This is a genomic window from Pseudomonas sp. 2 (genome assembly GCF_056627435.1).
In genome coordinates this window covers 231,676-252,154 of the sequence record NZ_JBWXNG010000010.1, presented here as the reverse complement: position 1 = coordinate 252,154, position 20,479 = coordinate 231,676, and the positions used below count along the sequence as shown (strand labels likewise).

The window sequence follows — 20,479 nt, the reverse complement described above, 5'->3', positions numbered from 1 at the left end:
ACTCCTACAGGTTTTGCATCGCCCATGAACCGTTGGACGCTCCTAACATCCTCAACCATCGCCCCGGCGGATAGCCGAACGTCTTCATAATTCCCAACTCGGCCGCCACGCGGCACAGCAGGACCATGAAGCTGATGACCATTGAGCTGGATGAGCCTTGGGCGGTGTGGGGAAGGAGCATTCTGGTGCGGGAGCTGAACGCCCTGCCGGGGGTTGTCAGGGCGTTGATTGCGGTGTTGATGCCCAAACATGGCATGGCAGAAAGTGTTGGGTGATACCGGCGAAAAATTTTTTTCTAATCGAGCTGGATGATTCCTATGTTATCTATCCAGATTTCCTGAGGGCTCGGAGCGACCGACTTGAGACCACCACTTATTGATAGGTAGAAGGATGGTGATGACGCAATAAACTCCCAATAAACTTCCCCCCACGCACCAACCGGGCATTCACGACTCTCATTTATAACATTCAGAAAACACGCATGAGAGGTAGCTTGCGCCGAAAGTTGAACTCTGTATCGTTTACCCACAATAAGCTCATTAATCCATTTAGCTATCAAGCCACCCCCACCTGTACCATCGCGTATATCTATTACGAAAAATGCAAATTGATTATCTCCATCACTACGAATTCCAGATTCGAAAAACCCCCCTAACATCCAGCGCCCCCACGATCCATCCTGAAAATCAGTGAAATCAATATAAGGCGGAAAAACCTCAACCGCCCACTCATTCGAAACACTGTCCGAAATCCTCGCCTCAAAACTATTCTGCCCCATCTCCAAACCTGTAATTTCGGCCCGCCACTGCCCATTACCGTCAACGTTGGCCTCGCCGACCTTCTCACCGTTGTTATAAAGGGTGACGACATTTGCAGTTACCGGCAAACCATTTGACTTACCCATGATCACACTCCTTGTTCATTGAAACCCATAAAAACACCTGTCATGGCCGCCATTGCAGCGGCATGTGAGATAAGCATCAGCCCACTCACGATAAAAATCAAAGCGCTCCAATACGGCATGGCAACATGCCTAATTTGACGTTTAACGCATCTCATTGATTTATCGAAACAAAACCGTGAGCCGTATTAACACTCGGAGTTTAACGGCAGACTTTTTACTTCGAATCAGTCTATGCCTTCAGGACATCACCGCTTTATTTCCAGGCCCTCTGCGCCGCACGTCAATCGCTATCGTTACCAGAGGCGCGTGGTGCTTTTGTGTATATGCGCTAAGGCCTACCCGACTATTGCATGAGTGAGCTTGGTCTGGGCCGCATCCGGACGAATCGGCGTATCAGACAACCCTTTGGTGACTGATACGCCGAATTCGTCCGGATGCGGCCCAGACCAAGCGCGCTCCTACAGGTGTTGTATCGCCCGCGAGCCGTTAGACACACCCAACATCCTCAACCACTTCCCCGGCGGATAGCCGAACGTCTTCACAAAGTGCCGCGTCATGTGGCTCTGGTCGGCAAACCCGGCCATGACGGAGGCGTCGCTCAGGGAAACCCCGCAGGCAATGGAATGGCGCACCAGATCCAGCCGGCGCAGGGTCAGGTAACGGTGGGGGCTGGTGCCGAACAGGGCGCGGAAATCCCGGGACAGGCGCCAGCGGTCGGTGTCGCTGGCCTGTTCCAGTTCATCCAGGCTCACGCCCTGTTCCAGGCTTGCCATGAGCAATTCGCGGGCGCGTTCGGCGGCGCGGTAGTCGACGCTTTGCCGGCCTTTGCGCGCGCCTGCGGCGTCTTGCAGGGCGATGGCGATGTCGTAGACAGCGTCGTCCAGTTCCAGCGGATCGAGGGACGATTTGAGATCAGTCAGCAGCGCCTGGGTGGCGCGGAACAGGCGCGGATCGCTGGAGACGCCACCCTTGATAAACGGCAAGGGCTTGCCACCGAGCACCTGCTGGATCATCGCCGGTTCCAGGTAGAACATGCGGTAGCGAAAGCCGTCTTCGGTGCCTGCGTGGCCATCGTGGGGTTCGTCCGGGTGCAGGACCATGGTCTGGCCCGGCAGGTTGTTCACCATTTCCTTGCCGTAATGAAAGCTCTGCACGCCGGACAGGGTGTGGCCGATGGCGTAGGTGTCGTGGCGGTGCATTTCAAAGCCGTGCCCGTGGAAATACGCTTCGATCCGCTCCATCTGCGGCAGCGGCTCGGCACGCACCACCCAGTCGCGCTCGGAGTGCGTGAGGTGGGCTTCGCCGTTTGAGTATTTGTCCATGACGCGGGCTCGGGGGAAATCGGATACGACAGGCGAACACAGATACCACCTCGTGTCGCGATTGGGAATGTCTGGATGCTCGCCCGTGCGCAATCGGGTCGCGTGTCCACTGAGTGACCGGGCGGTTCCAGATTTCCCGAAAGCCCGGGAACGTGACAATATCGAGAACTGTTATCAATTATAAAAACAATTGCACGACGCGGCTGTTTTACCGTCGAAGCGCGTGCCCTCCCTGTTCTGGCAGACGCCCTTATGAATGTCTTTCATCGTTTACTTCTGGATTATCGACTCAAGAGCGCCCTGGCCTTTGATAAATGCCGCCTGGACAGCGGCATCCGGGGCTTGCGCTGCGCCATGGAGCTGACCCTGGAACACGGCGTCAAGCTGCATCAGGTCAAGATCAATTCCGCCTGCCTGAGCATTGGCGCCTACACCGATATCGTCAGCGGTACGGAGATTCAGAACGTGGCCAGCATCGGCCGCTACTGCTCCATCGCGCGCAATGTGACCCTCGGCCAGAACCGCAAATCCCATCCTCTGGACGGCCTGAGCACGCACACCGGCCTGGCGGCCCTGCGCCAGCGCCATACCGGGGCGACTGAGGTTCATGAGCCGGTCAAACAGACGGTGATCGGCCACGATGTGTGGATCGGCATGGATGTGCTGATTCTGGAAGGCATCACCATCGGCACAGGCGCGGTGATCGGGGCCCAGTCGCTGGTCACCAAGGATGTGCCGCCTTATTCCATCGTGGTGGGCTCACCGGCCAAAGTGCAGCGCTACCGGTTCGATCAGCACATCATCGACGGCCTGCTGGCCAGCCAGTGGTGGAACCTGCCCCCGCGCCAACTGGCCGAACTGCCCATCGAAGATCCGGAAAAACTGCTCGAAGCGCTCAAGGGCGTTGTCGTCCCGGACAGCCATCCGGGCCGGGTGGTGGTGCGCAACAAGCCGTTTTCGGTGGAGCATCAGGCGGCGCAGTGAAGCGCGCAGACGATCTTGTTCCCCGATTGCCGGCACACCCAAGTCCCTCGTAGCAGCACGGCTTGCCGGCGGGGCGGTGTGTCAGTCACAGATGGGTTGTCTGACACACCGCCCCGCCGGCAAGCCGTGCTGCTACGGGGCGATTTGTCTTATCCGGATTGATTGGGCATGGCCGCTGGCGTGGCGGCCGCATGCACCTTGGCCGCGAGCAACGCAGCAATCGCCTGCGCATAGGCCTGGCGTCCCAGGTTCATGCTGTTGTTGTGGTTGCCGCCCGGCACCATCAACAGGCTTTTCGGCTCTTGCGCGGCCTCGAACAACTGCTGGCTGAAACGCGGTGCGACGAACTGATCCGCGGTGCCATGTACGATCAGCACCGGCATGTGAATGTCGGCGATCTTGTCGATGGAGTCGAACTTCTGCGACACCAGCCAGCGCACCGGCAATGAGGTGCGGGTGCTGGCCACCGAGGCAGCAACATCGGCGAGATTGGTGAAGGTCGACTCGATGATCAGGCCGCGCGCCTGAATCGGCTCGTCGCCCTTCTGTGCATCGTGCCCAAGCTCGGCCGCCAGATCCACCGCCACCGCGCCGCCCAGGGAGTGCCCGTAGATCAGGCGTTTGCGCGGGTCGGGTTGCAGTTGCTTGAGGCGCTCCCAGGCGATGCGGGCGTCTTCATACACCGACTTTTCCGACGGCAGCTGGCCTTTGCTTTCGCCAAAACCCCGGTAGTCGATGGCCAGCACCGAAAAGCCCAGTGCGTGCAATTGCTCGATGCGGAAAAACTGCCCGGTGAGGTTCCAGCGCGAACCGTGCAGGTAAAGGATGGCAGGCGCGTCCTTCTTTTCGGCCAGCCACCACCAGGCGTGGATGTTCTGCGACACGCCGAATGACGGCGCCTTGAGCTCCAGTTCCTGCACATCGGCCGGAATGCCGTGATACCAGCTGGCGGTGCCCGGCTCGATCATGAACACCAGCTCGCGCTCCTTGTGCTGCAGGGCTGCGCAACCGACCGGCAGGCCGACCACGATCAACGCCATGCACAGCCAGAAAAACCAGCGGGCCTTGAAATGAGCCAGGGAGAATTGCGCCATGGGATGAGAGATTCCGGGAAGTGCCAATACGCGGGCAGTTTGCCATTCATTGCCGGGAGCGGTCATTGCCATCTGCCAAAAGGAGCCACATCAAAGCGCCGATTGCATTTGTGGGAGCCGGCTTGTTGGCGAATACAGGGTGTCAGGCGATGAAGGATTGAATGACCCACCGCATTCGCCAGCAAGCCGGCTCCCACGCCTTCGGCAGAAGCAGAAGCAGAAGCAGAAGCAGAAATCATGTAAGCCCTCTGTCGAATTCCGTCGGCGCCATTCGACTAGCCACTGTCAAAGCCAATATGTACCTCTGCCAAGGAGAACATCATGAGCAATATCGACTCGCATCCTGTGGTTTCCCGCGCCGAATGGCTCAATGCCCGACGTGAACACCTGGCCCGGGAAAAGGCCCTCACCCGCCAGCGCGACCAGCTCAGCGCCGAACGCCGCGCCCTGCCCTGGGTGAAAATCGACACGCCTTACACCTTCGACACACCCGATGGCCGGCAAACCCTGGCGCAGTTGTTCGGCGCCAATAGCCAGTTGATCGTCTACCACTTCATGTTCGCCAAGGGCTGGGAGGCAGGCTGCAAAGGCTGTTCATTCCTGTCCGACCATCTGGACGGGCCCAACCTGCACCTGGCCCATCACGACATTTCCCTGGTGGCCGTGTCCCACGCGCCGCTGGCGGAATTTCAGGCGTTCAAGCAGCGCATGGGCTGGCAGTTCAAATGGGTGTCTTCAGCCGGAAACAGCTTCAACGAGGATTTCCACGTTTCGGCCACCGATGCCGAGCTGAGCGCCGGCAAGATGAATTACAACTACGAGACCACCGACTTCGCCGAGGAAGAAATGCCCGGCATCAGCGTGTTCTACAAAAACGCGAAGGGAGAGATTTTCCACACCTACTCGGCGTACGCCCGTGGCCTGGACATTCTGGTGGGGGCCTACAACTACCTGGACCTGACGCCCAAGGGCCGCAACGAAGAAGAGATCATGGAGTGGGTGCGCCTGCACGACCAATACGACGGTGCGGCAGGCTCAGCCCATTGCTGTGGCGAGAAATGATCTCGGGGAAAAAACCTCAGTAACCGCTGCCCGACGCCTGTGCGCCGCTGACGATGGCGATGCCTGAGCTGGTGCCCAGGCGCGTGGCGCCCGCTTCGATCATGGCCACGGCGGTGGCGTAATCGCGCACACCGCCCGACGCCTTGACCCCGACGCCCGCACCGACCACTTCGCGCATCAGCGCCACGTCTTCCAGGGTCGCACCGCTGCGGCTGAAGCCGGTGGAGGTTTTCACGAAGGCCACGTTCAGCTCGCGGCAGATTTCGCAGGCGCGGGTTTTCTGCGCGTCGTCGAGCAGACAGGTTTCCAGGATCACTTTCAGCGGCACTGAACCGCAAGCCTGTTTGACTGCTGCGATGTCGTCGCGCACCAGGTCGAACAGGCCGTCCTTCAGCGCGCCGATACTGAGCACCATGTCGATCTCGCCAGCGCCTGCGGCAATCGCCTGCTGCGCTTCGAACGCCTTGGTGTCGGACAGGCCCGCGCCCAGCGGAAAGCCCACCACGGCGCATACTTTTACCTTGTCACCGGCCAACAGCGACGCGGCGTAAGGCACCTGGCCCGAATTGACGCACACCGAATAGAATCCATGGGCCTGCGCTTCACGGCACAATGTGGCGATCTGCCCACGAGAGGCATCGGCGGCCAGCAGGGTGTGGTCGATATACTGCGCGAGTGTTGCGGGTTCGATCTTCATCGCAAATCCTGTAAAAGCAGTGTTGAGCGGCAAGCTTCAAGCGGCAAGCTGTGCGCACCGTTTATGTTGTACATTTAACATCAAATGTTATTTATTTACCACAAACCATCGACAGCCGGAATGCCTGTGGACAGTAAGAAATCCGACCGCATCAAACTGATTCAGCAAGCCCTGCAGGACCAGAAGGCCATTCATCTGCGTGAAATGGCGGCCCTGCTGGACGTTTCGGAAATGACCCTGCGTCGCGACCTGGGCCGTCATCCGGAAAAATTTCACCTGTTGGGCGGCCACATCACCCTGGCCTTCGACCCTTCCGAGGCCAGCGACTACAAGGTCAGCGAACAGGGCACCCGCCATGTCGAGGAAAAACGCCGCATCGGCAAACTGGCGGCGGCCTTCATCAAGCCCGGCGACACGGTGTTCTTCGATTGCGGCACCACGGTGCCTTTCGTCATCGATTTCATCCCTGACGAGCTCGAATTCACCGCCGTGTGCAACTCGCTCAACGTGCTGCTCAAGCTGCAGAACAAACCCAACTGCACGCTGATCCTGTGTGGCGGCACCTTCCACCGCAAGAATCAGGTGTTCGAACACCACAGCGAAGCCAGCATCCTGGACGGCATTCGCCTGACCTGGGCCTTTGTATCTGCCGCAGGCGTGAGCGACGAATTCGGCGTGACCTGCTTCAACTTCAATGAAGTGGAGGTCAAGCAGAAGGTCCTGCGCCAGGCTCGGCACTGCATGTTGCTGGCCGATCACTCCAAGTTCGACGCCGTACGCACCGCGCATTTCGCCACGCTGGAAAGCTTTCACGTGGTGGTCAGCGACAAGAAACTGCCCAAGCCGTATCGCGATCTGATTCAGGGGTATGGGGCGCAGTGGGTGGTTTGATTTTCAACCAACGGATTCGTGGCGCCTGAACCCTTTTCGCGAATGAATTCGCTCCTACCGTTTCGACCGCGTTTTACCTATGGGAATGCGGTGCTTCTGTAGGAGCGAATTTATTCGCGAAGGGCCCTCAGCGTTTCAAGTCCCCTTCCATCTGCCGCGCTTCATGCGCCGCCAGATACCCCGTCCTCACGCTGAACTGCGCGCTCTCACCCGCCCCCAGCTCCCGCACATTGCCCTTGGCCTTCTCCGCCCGATAGCCCTCCGGCTCACAGGTCGCAGGCAGCACAAAGGCCGCGACCTGTTGATCGGCGTTGTGCAGAACCCAGCGTGCGGCATACTCGAACTGCGCGGGTTTGTAACGGGTGTAAAAGGCCGGACCTGAGGGATGCTTGAGCAGAAAGTGCGCATCGCCCTGGTCATCGGCCTGTACGCCATCGAAGAAACAGACGATTTCCGGGTCGTAAAGCTGCGGCGTGTCGAGCCTGTGCAGGCGCGCGGGGTCTTCGGTCAGTTCGGCCATGTACGCCGACCAGGCCGGCGTCGGCCTCACATGGGCCGGTACGCTGCTGCGCACGCGGGTTCGCGCAACGCCCAGCGGCTCGATAAACTGCGCACCGGCGACGTAGGCGTAGTTCATGTGAGCCATGTACATCAGCTCCATAGGCTTGCCCGCAAGGTTGGTCACGTCCATGCCGATGTCGAACAGGCCCGATCCCGCCCGCAACGTGACGCTGGGCCGGGCGCGATAGTGATCGCCGAAGCCCATCACGTACTCGTATTCGCCCTTCAGGCGCAGAAACGCGCCCGCCGCATCCTCGCCCACTTCCAGCCAGGCGCTGTCCATCGGCGCGCAGGGCATTTCGCCGTGCAGCGGGTGGTCGTCCTCAGGCGCGGGGCAACCGTTGCGCAGCATGCCGCTGTGGAACATGAAGCAACCGTAGGTGCCGATCACCGAAGTGGCCGGGCGCGGCTGGCTGAACATGTTGCGCATGGTCAAATCGCAGCCGTCGAACACCGCCGACCAGATCATCTGCCCCATGTAGGGCAGCACCACCAGGCGGCCGCGATTGTTCTCCAGCGCCAGCGCTTTCACGCTACTGGGGTAAGTGAAGGCCAGCACACGAAAATCGGCGGATTCGAGCAGGGTCTTTTCAGCGCCCGCAAACTGCTCGGGATACAGGGCAAGGGTCACGGTGTTCATGAGGCGCTCACCGCGGCACCCACGGGCGCGGTTTCGCTGCGCGGATCACGCATGCACTTGATCGCGTAGGCCACGATCACCACGAAGCACAGCAGCGGCACGCTGTAGGCGATCTGCATGTTGCCGTGGGTAGCGTCGGACAGCAGGCCCTGGAAGATCGGCATCACACCGCCACCGACAATGCTCATCACCAAGAGCGAGCCGCCGACGCCGGTGTCTTCGCCCAGGCCATCGATGGTCAGGCCGTAAATGGTCGGCCAGCAAGGCCCGAGGAAAATGCTCACACCCACCGCCGCGTACACCGCGCTGATGTTCGGCACCAGAATGGTGTAGGCCAGCAGCACGATGGTCAGCACGCCGTAGATCGCCAGGACCTTGGCCGGGTGCATTTTGCGCATCAGCAGGTTGGCGATCATCTTGCCGACGAAGTAAGCCGCGAAGGTGGTCAGCAGGAACCACGACGCGCTGCGCTCGTTCATCCCGCCCATCTGCATCGCCAAACGGATGGTGAAACTCCACACACCCACTTGCGCGCCGACGTACAGAAACTGCGCCAGCACACCGAAGGTGAAACGCGGGTTGCGCCACAAGCGCGACAGGCTCTGGCCGACGCTGCTCTTTTTCGCGACGTCCTTGATGTTGCCCTTGCACGCCGGGAATTTGGTGAACGCGATCAGCACGAACATCAGGATCAGCACCGCGATCATCCATTTGTACGGCAGCAGGGTCGACTGGATCATTTCCAACTGCTGGATCGCCGCGTCGGTGGCGCTCATCTGCGTCAGTTGCTCGCGGGTGGCGTCGGTGTCCTTGAACATCACAAAGCTGCCGACGTACACCCCGGCCATGGCGCCGAACGGGTGGAAGGTCTGGGAGATGTTCAGGCGGCGGGTGCCGGTTTCACGCGGGCCCATCAGGGTCGAGTAGGTGTTGCAGGCGGTCTCCAGAAACGACAGGCCCGCCGCGATCACGAACAGCGCCATCAGGAACATGCCGTACTTGGCCATCGAGGCCGCCGGGAAGAACAGCGAGCAGCCGACCATGTACAGCGCCAGGCCAATCAGAATGGTGGTCTTGTAGCTGAACCTGCGCACCACCATCGCCGCCGGAATCGCCACGAAGAAGTAGCCCAGGTAGAACGCCGACTGCACGAAGGCGGTCTGGAAATCGCTGAGCAGGAAGGCTTTCTTGAAGTGCGCGATGAGCACGTCGTTCATGCTCGCGGCCGCCGCCCACAGCGCGAAGCAGCAACACAGCAGCAGGAAGGCGAACCAGGGCGTGCGGTTCAGGTAGAACCCGTCCGGGGAATGTTGGAGCGCGGGCTTTGTCATTGTTGTTCTCCGTGAAGTGCAGGGAATACCGCGCCCGGCCAGCGTCGGGGCTGGCGGGCGTGGCGGCGGATAGCGACTTATTGCGTGTCTAGAAATTGCGCGAACGCGGCAGCGTCCGGGTAGGAACTCTGGGTGCCGCGCCCGGTGACCGAGCAGGCCGAATAGGCCACGGCCTGGGTCATGGCCCGGCGCATGTCGCCGTCCTGGCTCCAGTGATGGGAGAAGCAACCGATGAAGGCATCGCCCGCGCCGGTGGTGTCGCGGGCGTCGACCTTGATGCCCTCGACGCGGAACTCGCCCTCCTCGCCCAGGTACAGCGCGCCCTTTTCACCCAGGGTGACGATGACGTGGCGAACGCCGTCTTCGACCAGTTGCAGCGCGGCGGCGCGGGCGGACTCGGGCGAGTCGACCACGCGACCGGTGACCAGCGCCAGCTCGGTTTCGTTGGGGATGAAGAAATCCAGTTTCGCCAGGTGCTCGCGGCTCAAGCCCTGTACGGCAGGCGCCGGATTGAGCAGCGCCGGAATGCCGTTGGCCTTGGCGAAATCGATGGCGTAGTAGACGGTTTCGAGCTCGATCTCCAGCTGCAAAACGATCAGTTTGCAGTCACGCAAGGCGGCAGCAGCGGCGTCGATGTCGGCGGGTTTGAGGTGCGCGTTGGCGCCTTTGACGATCAGGATGCTGTTGTGCGAATCGCTCTGCACGAAGATCGGCGCCACGCCGCTGGACACGCCCGGCACCCGCTGCACAAAGGTGGTGTCGATGCCAAAACGTTTGAAGTTGGCCAGAGTGTTGTCGGCGAACATGTCGTCGCCGACCTTGCTCAGCATCAGCACATCGGCGCCCAGCTTGGCCGCCGCGACCGCCTGGTTGGCGCCTTTGCCGCCGCAACCCATGGCGAAATCGGGCGCTTCCAGCGTCTCGCCCTGAATCGGCATCCGGTCGATGTAGGTGATCAAATCCACCATGTTGCTGCCGATGACCGCGATCTTGTTCATGTGTGTCGTACCTTGTGCACGCCCCTGACAGGCATCGGGGGCGTTATTATTTTTGTTATTTAAATAACATTTATTGTGACTATTCAACCTCTTTTTTGTAGGGGGATCGGGATTGCCGCACGAAAACGGGCCCAGCGCTATCGTGCGCGCCGTTGCAGGCCCTGAATTAGATAGGTTTGGACCGTTTATCGACAGACGCGCAATCGTTTGCGATTCGCTTTTTGTGGGAGCCGGCTTGCTGGCGAATGCAATTGATCAATCGAAATCGCGGCGGGATGACACCCTGCATTCGCCAGCAAGCCGGCTCGCACGGCCTTCGGCCAGCATCAAAAGCAGGTTCAATACCCACCCCGCCCTTCCAGCAGCGTATCAAGCAACCACGCCCCCGCCGGCCCCAGGCTTTTGTGCCGCGACCAGATCACATCCACCGCCGAGCTGCGTGGCCAGCCCGGTACCTGCAACTCCTTGAGCCGCCCCTGGGCATAGCCGCGCACCAGCCAGCGCGGCAAGGCCGACCAGCCGAAACCGAAAATCGCCATGTCCATCAGCAACAGGTAATTGGGCGCCGACCAGCTGCGCCGGGCGCCGCTGGGCAAATCGTCAGTGGGAATGCTGTCGTCGACGATGGTGTTCAGCCGCAATGCGCGGTGCTCGGCCAGCTTGCGGTAATCCACTTCAGTCTCACTGGCCAACGAATGTTTGTGGGCGACGAAAATGCCGAAATCGGCGCGCTCGGCGATGGTCGCGTGACCCACCTCCGGCGGGTAACTGGCCTGGGCGGACAACAACCCCAGCGATGCGCGTCCAGTCTGGATCAGGTTGATCGCATCGCCATGCTCGGCAAACACGCATTCGAGTTCGAGCTCGGGAAAGCGCTGGTCGAGCTCGGCCATGCGCACCTCGAATTCAGCGAACTGGTTGGCGTCCGACAGCACCAACGTCAGGCGCGGCTCCATGCCTTCGGCCAGCCGACCTGCTGCGCGGCGCAGCTTGTCGCTGGCCGCCAGCACTTCCTCGATCCGCCCGTGCAGCGCCCTGCCCGCTTCGGTCAGGGTCGGGTGCTTGGACGAGCGGTCGAACAGCTCGACCCCCAGATCGATTTCCAGCCGGGCAATCGCTTCGCTGACCGTCGACTGGCTCTTACCCAAGCGCCGCGCCGCAGCACTGAACGAGCCCAGCGCGATGGTCTGGGCGAAGGCTTCAAGGGCTTCGGGTGAGTAACTCATGGTAGGACTCTCATCCATCCATCGGTTTATCCGATGGGAACAATTTTCACTTTAGTGCATCACGTCGGGACAATGCACGCCTGCCCAGCTACAAAGTGAAGTCCACATGTCCATCGATACCCTGTCGCAGAACAAGGCCGCGAAGTCGGCCGTTCCAGCGAAATCCGTGAAGGAGCGCGCCTTTCACGCGCTGCTGTTCGAACTCATCGGCGTGGTGGTGTTCGCCCCGGGCCTGGCCTGGGTGCTCGGCCAGTCGCTGGGCAAGATGGGCGCCATGACAGTGATGATCTCCACCGTCGCGATGCTCTGGAACATGCTGTTCAACGCAGGCTTCGACCGCCTGCGGACGAGAATCGGCTTCGCCATGACCTTGAAAGTCCGGGCGCTGCACGCGATTTCATTCGAGACCGGGCTGATCGTTGCCGTGGTGCCATTGGCCGCGTGGTGGCTGTCGATCAGCCTGTGGGAGGCGTTCCTGATGGATATCGGTCTGCTGCTGTTGTTTCTGCCGTACACCATGCTGTTCAACATGGCGTACGACAAGGTGCGCGAGCGCTGCGTGATGCGCTTCAGAGCAAAAACGGCATGACCTCAGCCAGCAACGCATCGGGAATCTCTTCGGCCAGATAATGCCCGCCCGGCAACGCCTTGCCGCGCACATCACTGGCGACTTTCTGCCATTCCTGCAGCGGCGCGAAGCACTTGCCCACGGTGCCTTCCGCGCCCCACAGCACCAGCAACGGCAAAGTCAGGTGATGGCCTGCGGCGATGTCCGCGCGATCATGTTCCAGGTCGATGCTGGCGCTGGCCCGGTAATCCTCGCACACACCACGGGCCGCGCCCGGCAGGCTCAGGCAGCGCAGATATTCGGCAAAGGCTTGATCGGTAAACGGCGCCAGTCCCGCGCTGCGGGTGCCCATAACACTGCGCAGGTACTGCTCGGGGTTGGCTTCGAGCAGCATTTCCGGCAGCGGCGCCGGGCGGATCAGGAAGAACCAGTGCCAATAGGCGCGGGCGAAGGCTTCGTTGGTCTGGCTGTACATGGCAAGGGTCGGCGCGATGTCGAGCAAGGCCATACGCGTCACGACCTGCGGGTGATCCAGCGCCAGACGATGGGCCACTCGTGCGCCGCGGTCGTGGGCCAGGATCGAAAAAGTCGGCAAACCCAGTTCGCGCATCAGCTCGACCATGTCCCGGCCCATTTCACGCTTGGAGTAGCTGGAATGATCTTCCAGGGCCGGCGGCTTGCTGCTGTCGCCGTAGCCGCGCAAGTCTGCGGCCACCACAGTGAAATGCCGGCTCAACTGATCGACGATCTTGTGCCAGATGACGTGGGTCTGCGGGTGGCCGTGCAACAGCAACAGGCCCGGGCCATTGCCACCGATGCGATAGGCGATCTGCACGCCGTTGACCGTGCGCTGGTCTTTCTGGAATCCGGCAAACATGGATGACTCCTTCTTGTTGATACCGCACATGCTAAAGCCCCGCGTGCACGGGGCAAGGCGCAAAGCGTGGCGCCGGGGTTCATGAAGCGTGATCGCTGGCGGTAGACCAATTGTGTGCAAACAGCGCAATTGGTCTTGGAAAAAGCCGTTTCTTTGGCTATTCGGACGCCGCGGCCCCAGGCGTAAGGTGGAGCCATTCGCAACTCAACCATCGACTGGAGCACACACATGAACAAGCGCATCGCCTGGGGCCAGAAATCGCCAGAAGCCTACAAAGCCATGCTGGGTCTTGAAAACGCAATGATTGCCACCGGCCTGGATCACTCGCTGCTCGAACTGATTCGCCTGCGCGCCTCACAGATCAACGGCTGCGCCTACTGCGTGAACAAACACGCCAACGACGCGCGCAAGGCCGGCGAAACCGAAGCCCGCCTGCAGACCCTGAGCGTGTGGGACGAAACCACCTTCTTCAGCGACAAGGAAAAGGCCGTGCTGGCCTGGGTCGAGAGCCTGACCCAGCTGTCGATCCAGCATGCACCGCAGCATCAGTACGAAGCGTTGCTGGAGCACTACAGCGAAGCGGAGGTGGTCAACATCACCTTGGCGATCGCCACCATCAATGCGTGGAACCGCTTTGGCGTGGGCTTTGCGATGGTGCCGGCCTAAACGTTAACCGCTGTCCATAGCAGCACGGCTTGCCGGCGGGGCGGTATGTCAGTAACGCAAATGCTGCCTGACACACCGCTCCCGCCGGCAAGCCGTGCTGCTACGGTTCTGGTTAAACCCGTAAATAGCGTCCGCTGAGCGCCACGCCCAACAGCATCAGCGCAATGACCAGAAACGCCGCGCCCAGGCTGCTCAGGTGCGCGACGAAACCGATCCCCGCTGGCCCCATCAGAATCCCGATATAGCCCAGCGTGGTAATGGCCGGGACCGCGACGTTTTCCGGCATGGTCTTCTGCCGCCCCACCGCGCTGTAGAACACCGGCACGATGTTCGAACAGCCCAGCCCCACCAGCGCATAACCGCACAGCGCCGCCTGCCAGTACGGAATCAAAGTCGCCACGGCCATGCCGAGGGCCGCGCACAGGCCGCCGAACAGGATGATCCGATGCACGCCCAACCGGCGCACAATCGGATCGCCGCACAGACGCCCGATGGCCATCGCCAGGGCGAACACTGCGTAACCGAAACCGGCATAGGACGGCTCGACCCCGCGCTGGGTGCTGAGGAACACCGCGCTCCAGTCCAGCATCGCGCCTTCGGTGAGAAACACGGTAAAGCACATCAGGCCGATGAACAGCATCACGCCATGGGGAATGGCGAACGCAGGACCACCCGCTTCGCTGCCGTAACCCAGCAGATTGGGCCCGGCCTTGTACATCGCAAAGGCGATGAACAGCGCCACCAGAATCATCGCCAGCCACGGCCAGACGCCCACGCTCAACAGCGCCGACACCCCCGCCGCACCGACGATACCGCCACAACTGAACAACCCGTGGAAGCCCGACATCATGGTCTTGCCGCTGGCCCGCTCGACGATGATCGCCTGAATGTTGGTCACGCAGCCCAGCGCGCCCATGCTCGCGCCGTAGATGAACAGGGTCGCGACCATCAGCGAGACGCTGGTGAGACTCGCCAGCAGCGGCAGGCACAGGCAGGCGATGCTGCCGACGATGAGGATGATGCGCCGACAGCCGTAACGCACGGTCAAGGCGCCCGCCAGTGGCATGGAGATGATCGAACCTATCCCTAAGCACAGCAGCAACAGGCCCAGGCTCGCGTCGTCCAGCCCCAGCCGCTCTTTGGCATAAGGCACCAGCGGCGCCCAGGCAGAGATGCTGAAACCGGTGATGAAGAACGCGACGCGCGTGGAGAACTGTTCCAACCGCCCCGGAACGGTGGGCGCGGCGGTACTGATGGAGGTCATGCAGGCTCCCTTGGCAACTACATTCCATGCCCGCCCGTCATGGGCCGACCTGCCGAAGAGCCTAACAAAGGATGTGCTGAAGTCGAAGGAGGGTTATTTGAGGATTTCGCCTCACAAATGCCTCAGATCGAATAGACCCCACCACCCTGTGGGAGCCGGCTTGCTGGCGAAAGCGGTGTGTCATTCAAAGATGTGCCGTCTGACACCCCGCATTCGCCAGCAAGCCGGCTCCCACCGATGTGCTGCTGTTGGTTTACGCCTTCCACGGCGACTTGCGGATGATGTCGACGAAGTTCATCGGCTTGAACTTCGGATCTTCATCCACCAGCACGTCGGCGTTGACGGTGCCGAAGGTGGTGTCGGGCTTGTGGCGGAAACCGTCGGCGAAGGCGCAGAGGATGCACTCCTTGAACTCCTCACCGCGAGGATGCGCGTGGGTCACGACTTCGCGCTGCTGGTCGCTGAATTCTTCGTACTTGATCCCCAGCACGTCCATTTCCACACCGGCCGTCACCAGCGCGACGTTCGGGCGCAGGTGTTCAGGCACACCGGGCGTGGTGTGCAGGGCGATGGACAGCCACACCTGCTCCAGATCGCCTTCGGACAAGCCAAAGGGTTTGGCGAAGGCACGCGCCGCGTTAGCACCGTCGACCTCGAAGCGCAGGTCAGGGCTGCGGTGTTTTTCCATCAGGCCCAAGTCGTGGAACATCGCGCCGACGTACAGCTGCTCGGCGTCGTATTTCAGGCCGCGGCGCTCACCGGTCAGCGCGCCCCACAGGAATACGCGACGGGAGTGATGGAACAGCAGATCGCTTTCCTGCTCGCGGATGTACTCGGTGGTGGCGCGGGCCAGGGCACTGTCGGGGATCTTGATACCGGCGATTTCTTGGGTCATGGCAGTCTTCCTCGGGGAGCCGCGCCGGTATTGGCGCGTTGAGGAAAAGTCTGAGCCAGGCCGGTTTCGCCCTCAATCGGCGCGCGGTTTCGTTCTCTGCCAAACAGGCGTCGTTTACTGCCACCAGACGCGACGTTTACCAGATTGCAGACCAACGCCGCCGGTGCCTTCGGCTAAACTGCGCGCCACTTCCCGCAAGCGGCCAGAGAGCCGTGCGCGGGAAGGTCCATTGAGATCAGAAAAGGAGCCCCTGTGTACAAGGGTGTTGCGTTATCGGTCATGGCCTCCTGCCTCTTCGCGGTCATGTACTTCTACACCTCATTGCTGAAACCGCTCAGCGGTGAGGAAATCTTCGGTTGGCGGATGTTGCTGACCCTGCCCTGCGTGACGGTCTTCATGCTCTGGAGCGGCGACTGGAAACTGGCCCGTGCGCTGGGTAACCGCGTGCGACAGAACCCGTTGATGCTGCTGGCCATGGCCTTGTCGGCATTTCTCTTGGGCGTGCAACTGTGGCTGTTCATGTGGGCACCGCTGCACGGGCGCAGTCTGGATGTGTCGCTGGGTTACTTCCTGCTGCCGCTGACCATGATCCTCACCGGGCGTGTGGTCTATGGCGAGCACCTGTCGCATCTACAGAAAATCGCCGCCTGTTGTGCGATGGTCGGGGTGGGCAACGAGCTGATACGGCTGGGCAGTTTTTCCTGGGAAGTGTTGGTGGTGTGCATCGGTTATCCGCTGTATTTCGTCCTGCGGCGCAAGCTCAAGACCGACAATCTGGGCGGGCTGTGGTGGGACATGTTGCTGATTCTGCCGGTGGCGGTGTTCTTCATCCGCAATGGCAACCCGTCGGTGGTGGAGACCACGCCGCGGCTGTATGTGCTGATTCCGATCCTGGGGATGATCAGTGCCTCAGCGTTGATCAGTTATATCTTTGCCAGTCGGTTGTTGGCGTTCAGTGTGTTTGGGCTTTTGAGTTATGTGGAGCCGGTGCTGTTGGTGTTCGTGGCGCTGGCGTTGGGTGAGTCCATCGGGCGCGATGAGTGGATGACGTATCTGCCGATCTGGCTGGCGGTGATGGTGCTTGTTACGGAGGGGGCGAGGCATGTGATTCGGCAGCGGCGCAGGGCTTGATTGTTTCGACTTCGTCGAATCACGATCAAGATCAAGAGCGTTCTTCCTAACGTCAGACCTGTTTCGACTTCGTCGAGTTACTTGGAAAAGACACCCAAGTAACCAAGGTGTCCTGCTCCTGGTTTGGCCCCTCCTGCGTCGGGGTACCTTCACTCCGGTCTCGCTCCGTGGGCCCGGCGTGAAAGGGCCATCCATGGCCCACACGCCTCTCGCGGCATCCATGCCGCTCGACCCACTCCGCGAGACCTCCGTTCAGCCTGCACCCAAGTCGCGTTTTGTGGTGTCTGGGCTACCGCGCACCAAGATCAAAAACCAGATCAAAAGCGTGCGGGCGATGCACATCTCCCCGTAGCAGCCGGGCTTGCCCGCGGGTCGCCCTCAAGATCGCTCCCGCCGGCAAGCCGTGCTGCTACGGACGGTATCGACCTCTTGCTCTTGATCTGGCTTTTGATCTTTGTGCGCAAATCTCACAAACACCACAAATCGCGACTTGGGTGCAGGCTGAATGGAGGTCTCGTGGAGTGGGTCGAGCGGCATGGATGCCGCGAGAGGCGTGTGGGCCATGGATGGCCCATTCGCGCCGGGCCCACGGAGCGGGACCGGAATGAAGGAAGTCTGACGAAGTCAGACCCAAACCAGGAGCAGAAGGACTTGGTTACTTGGTCCTTTCTAGTAACTCGACGAAGTCGAAACAGATCTGACGTTAGGAAGAGCGCTTTTGATCTTGATTCGACGAAGTCGAAACAGGTCTGGCGTTAGCCAGAACAACAAATGTCAGCATCACCCTAGATTTCGGATATACCCCCGAATCGCAAAAATCCTAATTACCAAACCTAGCCAACTGCATCTCCTGCAACCGGCTCAACGTCCGTCGAAACGCAAACGCCAGATACCCCTCGGTGTACAAATCCACCATCGGCATGGCCGCCTCCACATACAGCGGCACCTTGCGGTCATAACACTCATCGACCAACGCAATGAACCGCCGCACGCCGTCATCGTAAGGCGACAACTGCGGCAACTCGCGATCCCCCGCCGTCACCTGCTCCACCGCGTCCTCGGTACCCCGGGCGATACGCCCCTCCCGCTGCGGCGCGCTCAAGGCCGGGACTTCGCTCAGCAGCACCGCCTTGTAACGATCGCACAACTCGATAAAATCCATCGCTGCCAGCGGCTGCTCGCACAGATCGGCATACCGACACCACAACACCGACTTGCTGCAGCGCACCACCGGCAGATGGCGTCGCCCCACCGGCACCGGCTGGATCGACACCGATTCGCCTGCGCTCAAGGTTTCGAACACTTCCACCAGCGCACTGGGCCCCTGCTCTTTCTTCACCCAGTAGCGCTGCCGCGCCTGGCCCGGATGCAGACGATGGTCTTCGCCGCCATCCACCGACACCACGTTCATGTAGTGATTGATCGCCGTAATCGCCGGGATGAAGCGTTCACGATTGTGCCCGGTGGAGTACAACTGCTCGGGCAACTGGTTGGAGGTGCAGACCAGCACCACGCCTTCCTCGAACATCGCCCGCAGCAGGCCGCCGAGGATCACCGCATCGCCGATGTCGTTGACGAACAGCTCGTCGAAACACAGCACCCGCACTTCTTGCCCCAGCTCATGGGCAAGGACTTCAAGTGGCTTGGCAACGCCAGTCAATTGAAACAACCGCTGATGCACCCAGCGCATGAAGTGGTGGAAGTGCTGGCGCCGCGCCGGGATCTGCAAGCCTTCGAAGAAGCGGTCCATGAGCCAGGTCTTGCCACGGCCCACCGGCCCCCATAAATACACCCCCTTGGGCAGCCCGTGACCTCGACCTGCGCGGACCGCCGCCCAGCATTCCTGCAACTGCTGCGCGGCCTTGCGCTGGGCTTCGTCCGGCTGAAAGCGTTGGGTGTCGACCGCCTGCTGCCAGGCATCCAGAGGAGACAGCGCCGTCATCGCTGGCCATCATCCAGGCGTTTGGAGTACGAGGCGCCCAGCAGATAGAAACAGCCGCCGCCGACGATAAAGGCCGCGAGCATGTAAAACATAAAGGCCGGTGGCTGCGCCGCCAGGGCAAAGCCGCACAGCACCGGCCCCAGCGCGCCGCCCAGGTTGGACAGGTTCTGCGCGCCGTAATACATGCCGCGCAAATGCGTGGGGGCGATGCGGTCGATGAACATGTATTCGGCGGGGAACACGATTATCTCGCCCAGGGTGAAAATCGCGATCGCAATGCCCCAGTGCAGCACACTGGTGGACATGGCAAAGCCCACCACGCCCATCAGAAACAGGCTGAAACCGGCCGTCAGCCATTGGTTCAGGTACTGATGGCTGATGTGTTTGCCCACCAGATACTGCAGGCAGATCACCACCGCCGCGTTGACCGCCACCACGGTGCTGATGACCTGATAGGCGAATTCGGCGGTGTGGGTGGTCACCAGATATTGCGACAAATAGGCCGTGAACTGGCCGAACACCACGGCGCTGAGCACGCCGCCAATGGTGAAGCAGACCAGCCGATAATCCTTGAGCAGGATGCGCCCGACCGACAGGAACGACACCGGCGCGTTCGCCGCATCGGCCGAGCTGAGCTTGCGGTCGCCATACATGGCATACACCAGTAGATACCCCAGCCCCAGCACCGCCGACATCACGAACGGCAGTTTCATGTTCCAGTGCGCCAGACCCGCGCCGATGAACGGCCCCACGGCATAGCCGATGTTGATCAGGGTGTAGCGCACCGAAAACACCTTGCTCTGCTCCTCCACCGGCAACAGCTTGCCGAAGGCGGCCTTGACCACGATGTCGATCACTGAATAGGCGAAGTTGAATGACACCAGGAACAGAAAGAACAACCACAGATGGCTGGTCACGCACATGCCGACGAAGCCGGCGACGAAGAAGCCGGTGAAGCACAGGATCAGCCGGTAGCTCGACAGCTTGTCGGTGAGGTAGCCGCCGTAAAGGCTCAGGAGGGAACCGACGATCAGAGCGCTGCCGACAATCATGCCGATGTCGCTGATCGACAGCGTGAAGTTCGATGACAGGTAAATCACCAGATACGGCAAGGTAATCGCCCGGCCCAGCGTCAGAAACAGCGACGAGGACAACAGCAATTGAACCTGGGCAGGGTAATGTCTTAAGGCGGCGAGCATCCGTGTTCTGTCCTTTACAAGGCGTGCGGATTTGATCGATGGGTCAGGCTAGACAGATATCGTTACACAATCGCGGCCGGCTGGACACTGAGGGAAATTCATTTGCTTGAGTACGCGGATTGTTTTTGATTCTGGGCGGAGCCCGTGGGAGCAAGCTTGCTCGCGATCTGGCGCGCAGCGGCAGCAAAACCTGCCAACCCGACCTATCTGACACAACGAGGCGCCTG

General features: G+C 60.8%; 19 protein-coding genes and 1 pseudogene. 7 read left to right on the top strand and 13 right to left on the bottom strand.

All coding sequences use genetic code 11. The features are described 5' to 3' along the window. Positions 1-86: 86 nt before the first annotated feature. A pseudogene (locus AC1MEK_RS18395) lies at positions 87-275 on the top strand (hypothetical protein); the annotation flags it as partial. Positions 276-295: 20 nt separating this feature from the next. Here AC1MEK_RS18395 and AC1MEK_RS18390 read toward each other — a convergent pair. Both AC1MEK_RS18390 and AC1MEK_RS18385 read right to left on the bottom strand, forming a co-directional pair. Then, positions 296-904, bottom strand: coding sequence for a hypothetical protein (locus tag AC1MEK_RS18390; protein WP_480397703.1), 609 nt, complete (start codon positions 902-904; stop codon positions 296-298). A gap of 458 nt (positions 905-1,362) precedes the next feature. After that, positions 1,363-2,226: an AraC family transcriptional regulator gene (locus tag AC1MEK_RS18385; protein WP_480397702.1), complete on the bottom strand. Its 864-nt coding sequence runs from the start codon at positions 2,224-2,226 to the stop codon at positions 1,363-1,365. Positions 2,227-2,478: 252 nt separating this feature from the next. Here AC1MEK_RS18385 and AC1MEK_RS18380 point away from each other — a divergent pair, with 252 nt between their 5' ends. After that, complete coding sequence (locus AC1MEK_RS18380; RefSeq protein ID WP_480397701.1) at positions 2,479-3,210, top strand: CatB-related O-acetyltransferase; 732 nt, start codon at positions 2,479-2,481, stop codon at positions 3,208-3,210. A 149-nt stretch (positions 3,211-3,359) separates the two neighbouring features. On the opposite strand, the gene AC1MEK_RS18375 is transcribed toward AC1MEK_RS18380, so the two are convergent. Next, on the bottom strand, positions 3,360-4,304 hold the full coding sequence (locus AC1MEK_RS18375) for an alpha/beta hydrolase (protein WP_480397700.1): 945 nt from the start codon (positions 4,302-4,304) through the stop codon (positions 3,360-3,362). Between the two features lie 321 nt (positions 4,305-4,625). On the opposite strand from AC1MEK_RS18375, the gene AC1MEK_RS18370 reads away from it, so the two are divergent. Beyond that, positions 4,626-5,366: a DUF899 domain-containing protein gene (locus AC1MEK_RS18370; RefSeq protein ID WP_480397699.1), complete on the top strand. Its 741-nt coding sequence runs from the start codon at positions 4,626-4,628 to the stop codon at positions 5,364-5,366. A gap of 16 nt (positions 5,367-5,382) precedes the next feature. Here AC1MEK_RS18370 and deoC read toward each other — a convergent pair whose 3' ends face one another. After that, positions 5,383-6,063 (bottom strand): deoxyribose-phosphate aldolase, encoded by a 681-nt coding sequence (gene deoC, locus AC1MEK_RS18365; RefSeq protein ID WP_480397698.1) that lies wholly within the window; start codon positions 6,061-6,063, stop codon positions 5,383-5,385. A 120-nt stretch (positions 6,064-6,183) separates the two neighbouring features. Between deoC and deoR the strand changes: the two genes are divergently transcribed. Beyond that, positions 6,184-6,954, top strand: a complete 771-nt coding sequence (gene deoR / locus AC1MEK_RS18360) for a DNA-binding transcriptional repressor DeoR (RefSeq protein ID WP_480397697.1) — start codon at positions 6,184-6,186, stop codon at positions 6,952-6,954. A gap of 127 nt (positions 6,955-7,081) precedes the next feature. On the opposite strand, the gene AC1MEK_RS18355 is transcribed toward deoR, so the two are convergent. The 4 genes from AC1MEK_RS18355 to AC1MEK_RS18340 form a co-directional block, all read right to left on the bottom strand. Further along, the gene (locus tag AC1MEK_RS18355) at positions 7,082-8,155 is read right to left on the bottom strand and encodes an aldose 1-epimerase family protein (RefSeq protein WP_480397696.1); all 1,074 of its coding nucleotides are present in this window, start codon (positions 8,153-8,155) and stop codon (positions 7,082-7,084) included. Then, a complete protein-coding gene (fucP, locus tag AC1MEK_RS18350; RefSeq protein ID WP_480397695.1) occupies positions 8,152-9,486 on the bottom strand; it encodes an L-fucose:H+ symporter permease in 1,335 nt (444 codons plus the stop codon). The genes AC1MEK_RS18355 and fucP overlap by 4 nt, the downstream gene beginning before the upstream one ends. 77 nt (positions 9,487-9,563) lie before the next feature. Continuing rightward, positions 9,564-10,484 carry a ribokinase gene (gene rbsK / locus AC1MEK_RS18345; protein ID WP_480397694.1) on the bottom strand — a complete coding sequence of 307 codons (921 nt, stop codon included), beginning with the start codon at positions 10,482-10,484 and terminating at the stop codon, positions 9,564-9,566. A gap of 338 nt (positions 10,485-10,822) precedes the next feature. Beyond that, positions 10,823-11,710 carry a LysR family transcriptional regulator gene (locus AC1MEK_RS18340; RefSeq protein ID WP_480397693.1) on the bottom strand — a complete coding sequence of 296 codons (888 nt, stop codon included), beginning with the start codon at positions 11,708-11,710 and terminating at the stop codon, positions 10,823-10,825. A gap of 106 nt (positions 11,711-11,816) precedes the next feature. On the opposite strand from AC1MEK_RS18340, the gene AC1MEK_RS18335 reads away from it, so the two are divergent. After that, positions 11,817-12,299: a multidrug/biocide efflux PACE transporter gene (locus AC1MEK_RS18335; protein ID WP_480397692.1), complete on the top strand. Its 483-nt coding sequence runs from the start codon at positions 11,817-11,819 to the stop codon at positions 12,297-12,299. Here AC1MEK_RS18335 and AC1MEK_RS18330 read toward each other — a convergent pair. Further along, positions 12,280-13,155 carry an alpha/beta fold hydrolase gene (locus tag AC1MEK_RS18330; RefSeq protein WP_480397691.1) on the bottom strand — a complete coding sequence of 292 codons (876 nt, stop codon included), beginning with the start codon at positions 13,153-13,155 and terminating at the stop codon, positions 12,280-12,282. The two genes, AC1MEK_RS18335 and AC1MEK_RS18330, sit on opposite strands and share 20 nt — an antisense overlap. Positions 13,156-13,383: 228 nt before the next feature. Between AC1MEK_RS18330 and AC1MEK_RS18325 the strand changes: the two genes are divergently transcribed. Beyond that, complete coding sequence (locus AC1MEK_RS18325) at positions 13,384-13,821, top strand: carboxymuconolactone decarboxylase family protein (RefSeq protein WP_480397690.1); 438 nt, start codon at positions 13,384-13,386, stop codon at positions 13,819-13,821. Between the two features lie 112 nt (positions 13,822-13,933). Here the strand turns inward: AC1MEK_RS18325 and AC1MEK_RS18320 are convergent, their stop codons facing one another. Beyond that, complete coding sequence (locus AC1MEK_RS18320; RefSeq protein WP_480397689.1) at positions 13,934-15,085, bottom strand: MFS transporter; 1,152 nt, start codon at positions 15,083-15,085, stop codon at positions 13,934-13,936. 253 nt (positions 15,086-15,338) lie between these two features. Beyond that, complete coding sequence (locus AC1MEK_RS18315; protein ID WP_480397688.1) at positions 15,339-15,980, bottom strand: HD domain-containing protein; 642 nt, start codon at positions 15,978-15,980, stop codon at positions 15,339-15,341. 252 nt (positions 15,981-16,232) lie between these two features. Here AC1MEK_RS18315 and rarD point away from each other — a divergent pair, with 252 nt between their 5' ends. Further along, positions 16,233-17,111, top strand: a complete 879-nt coding sequence (rarD, locus tag AC1MEK_RS18310; RefSeq protein WP_480397687.1) for an EamA family transporter RarD — start codon at positions 16,233-16,235, stop codon at positions 17,109-17,111. A gap of 820 nt (positions 17,112-17,931) precedes the next feature. On the opposite strand, the gene zapE is transcribed toward rarD, so the two are convergent. Then, positions 17,932-19,053, bottom strand: coding sequence for a cell division protein ZapE (zapE, locus tag AC1MEK_RS18305; RefSeq protein ID WP_480397686.1), 1,122 nt, complete (start codon positions 19,051-19,053; stop codon positions 17,932-17,934). After that, complete coding sequence (locus AC1MEK_RS18300) at positions 19,050-20,252, bottom strand: MFS transporter (RefSeq protein ID WP_480397685.1); 1,203 nt, start codon at positions 20,250-20,252, stop codon at positions 19,050-19,052. Before AC1MEK_RS18300 ends, zapE begins: the two co-directional genes overlap by 4 nt. Positions 20,253-20,479 lie beyond the last annotated feature (227 nt).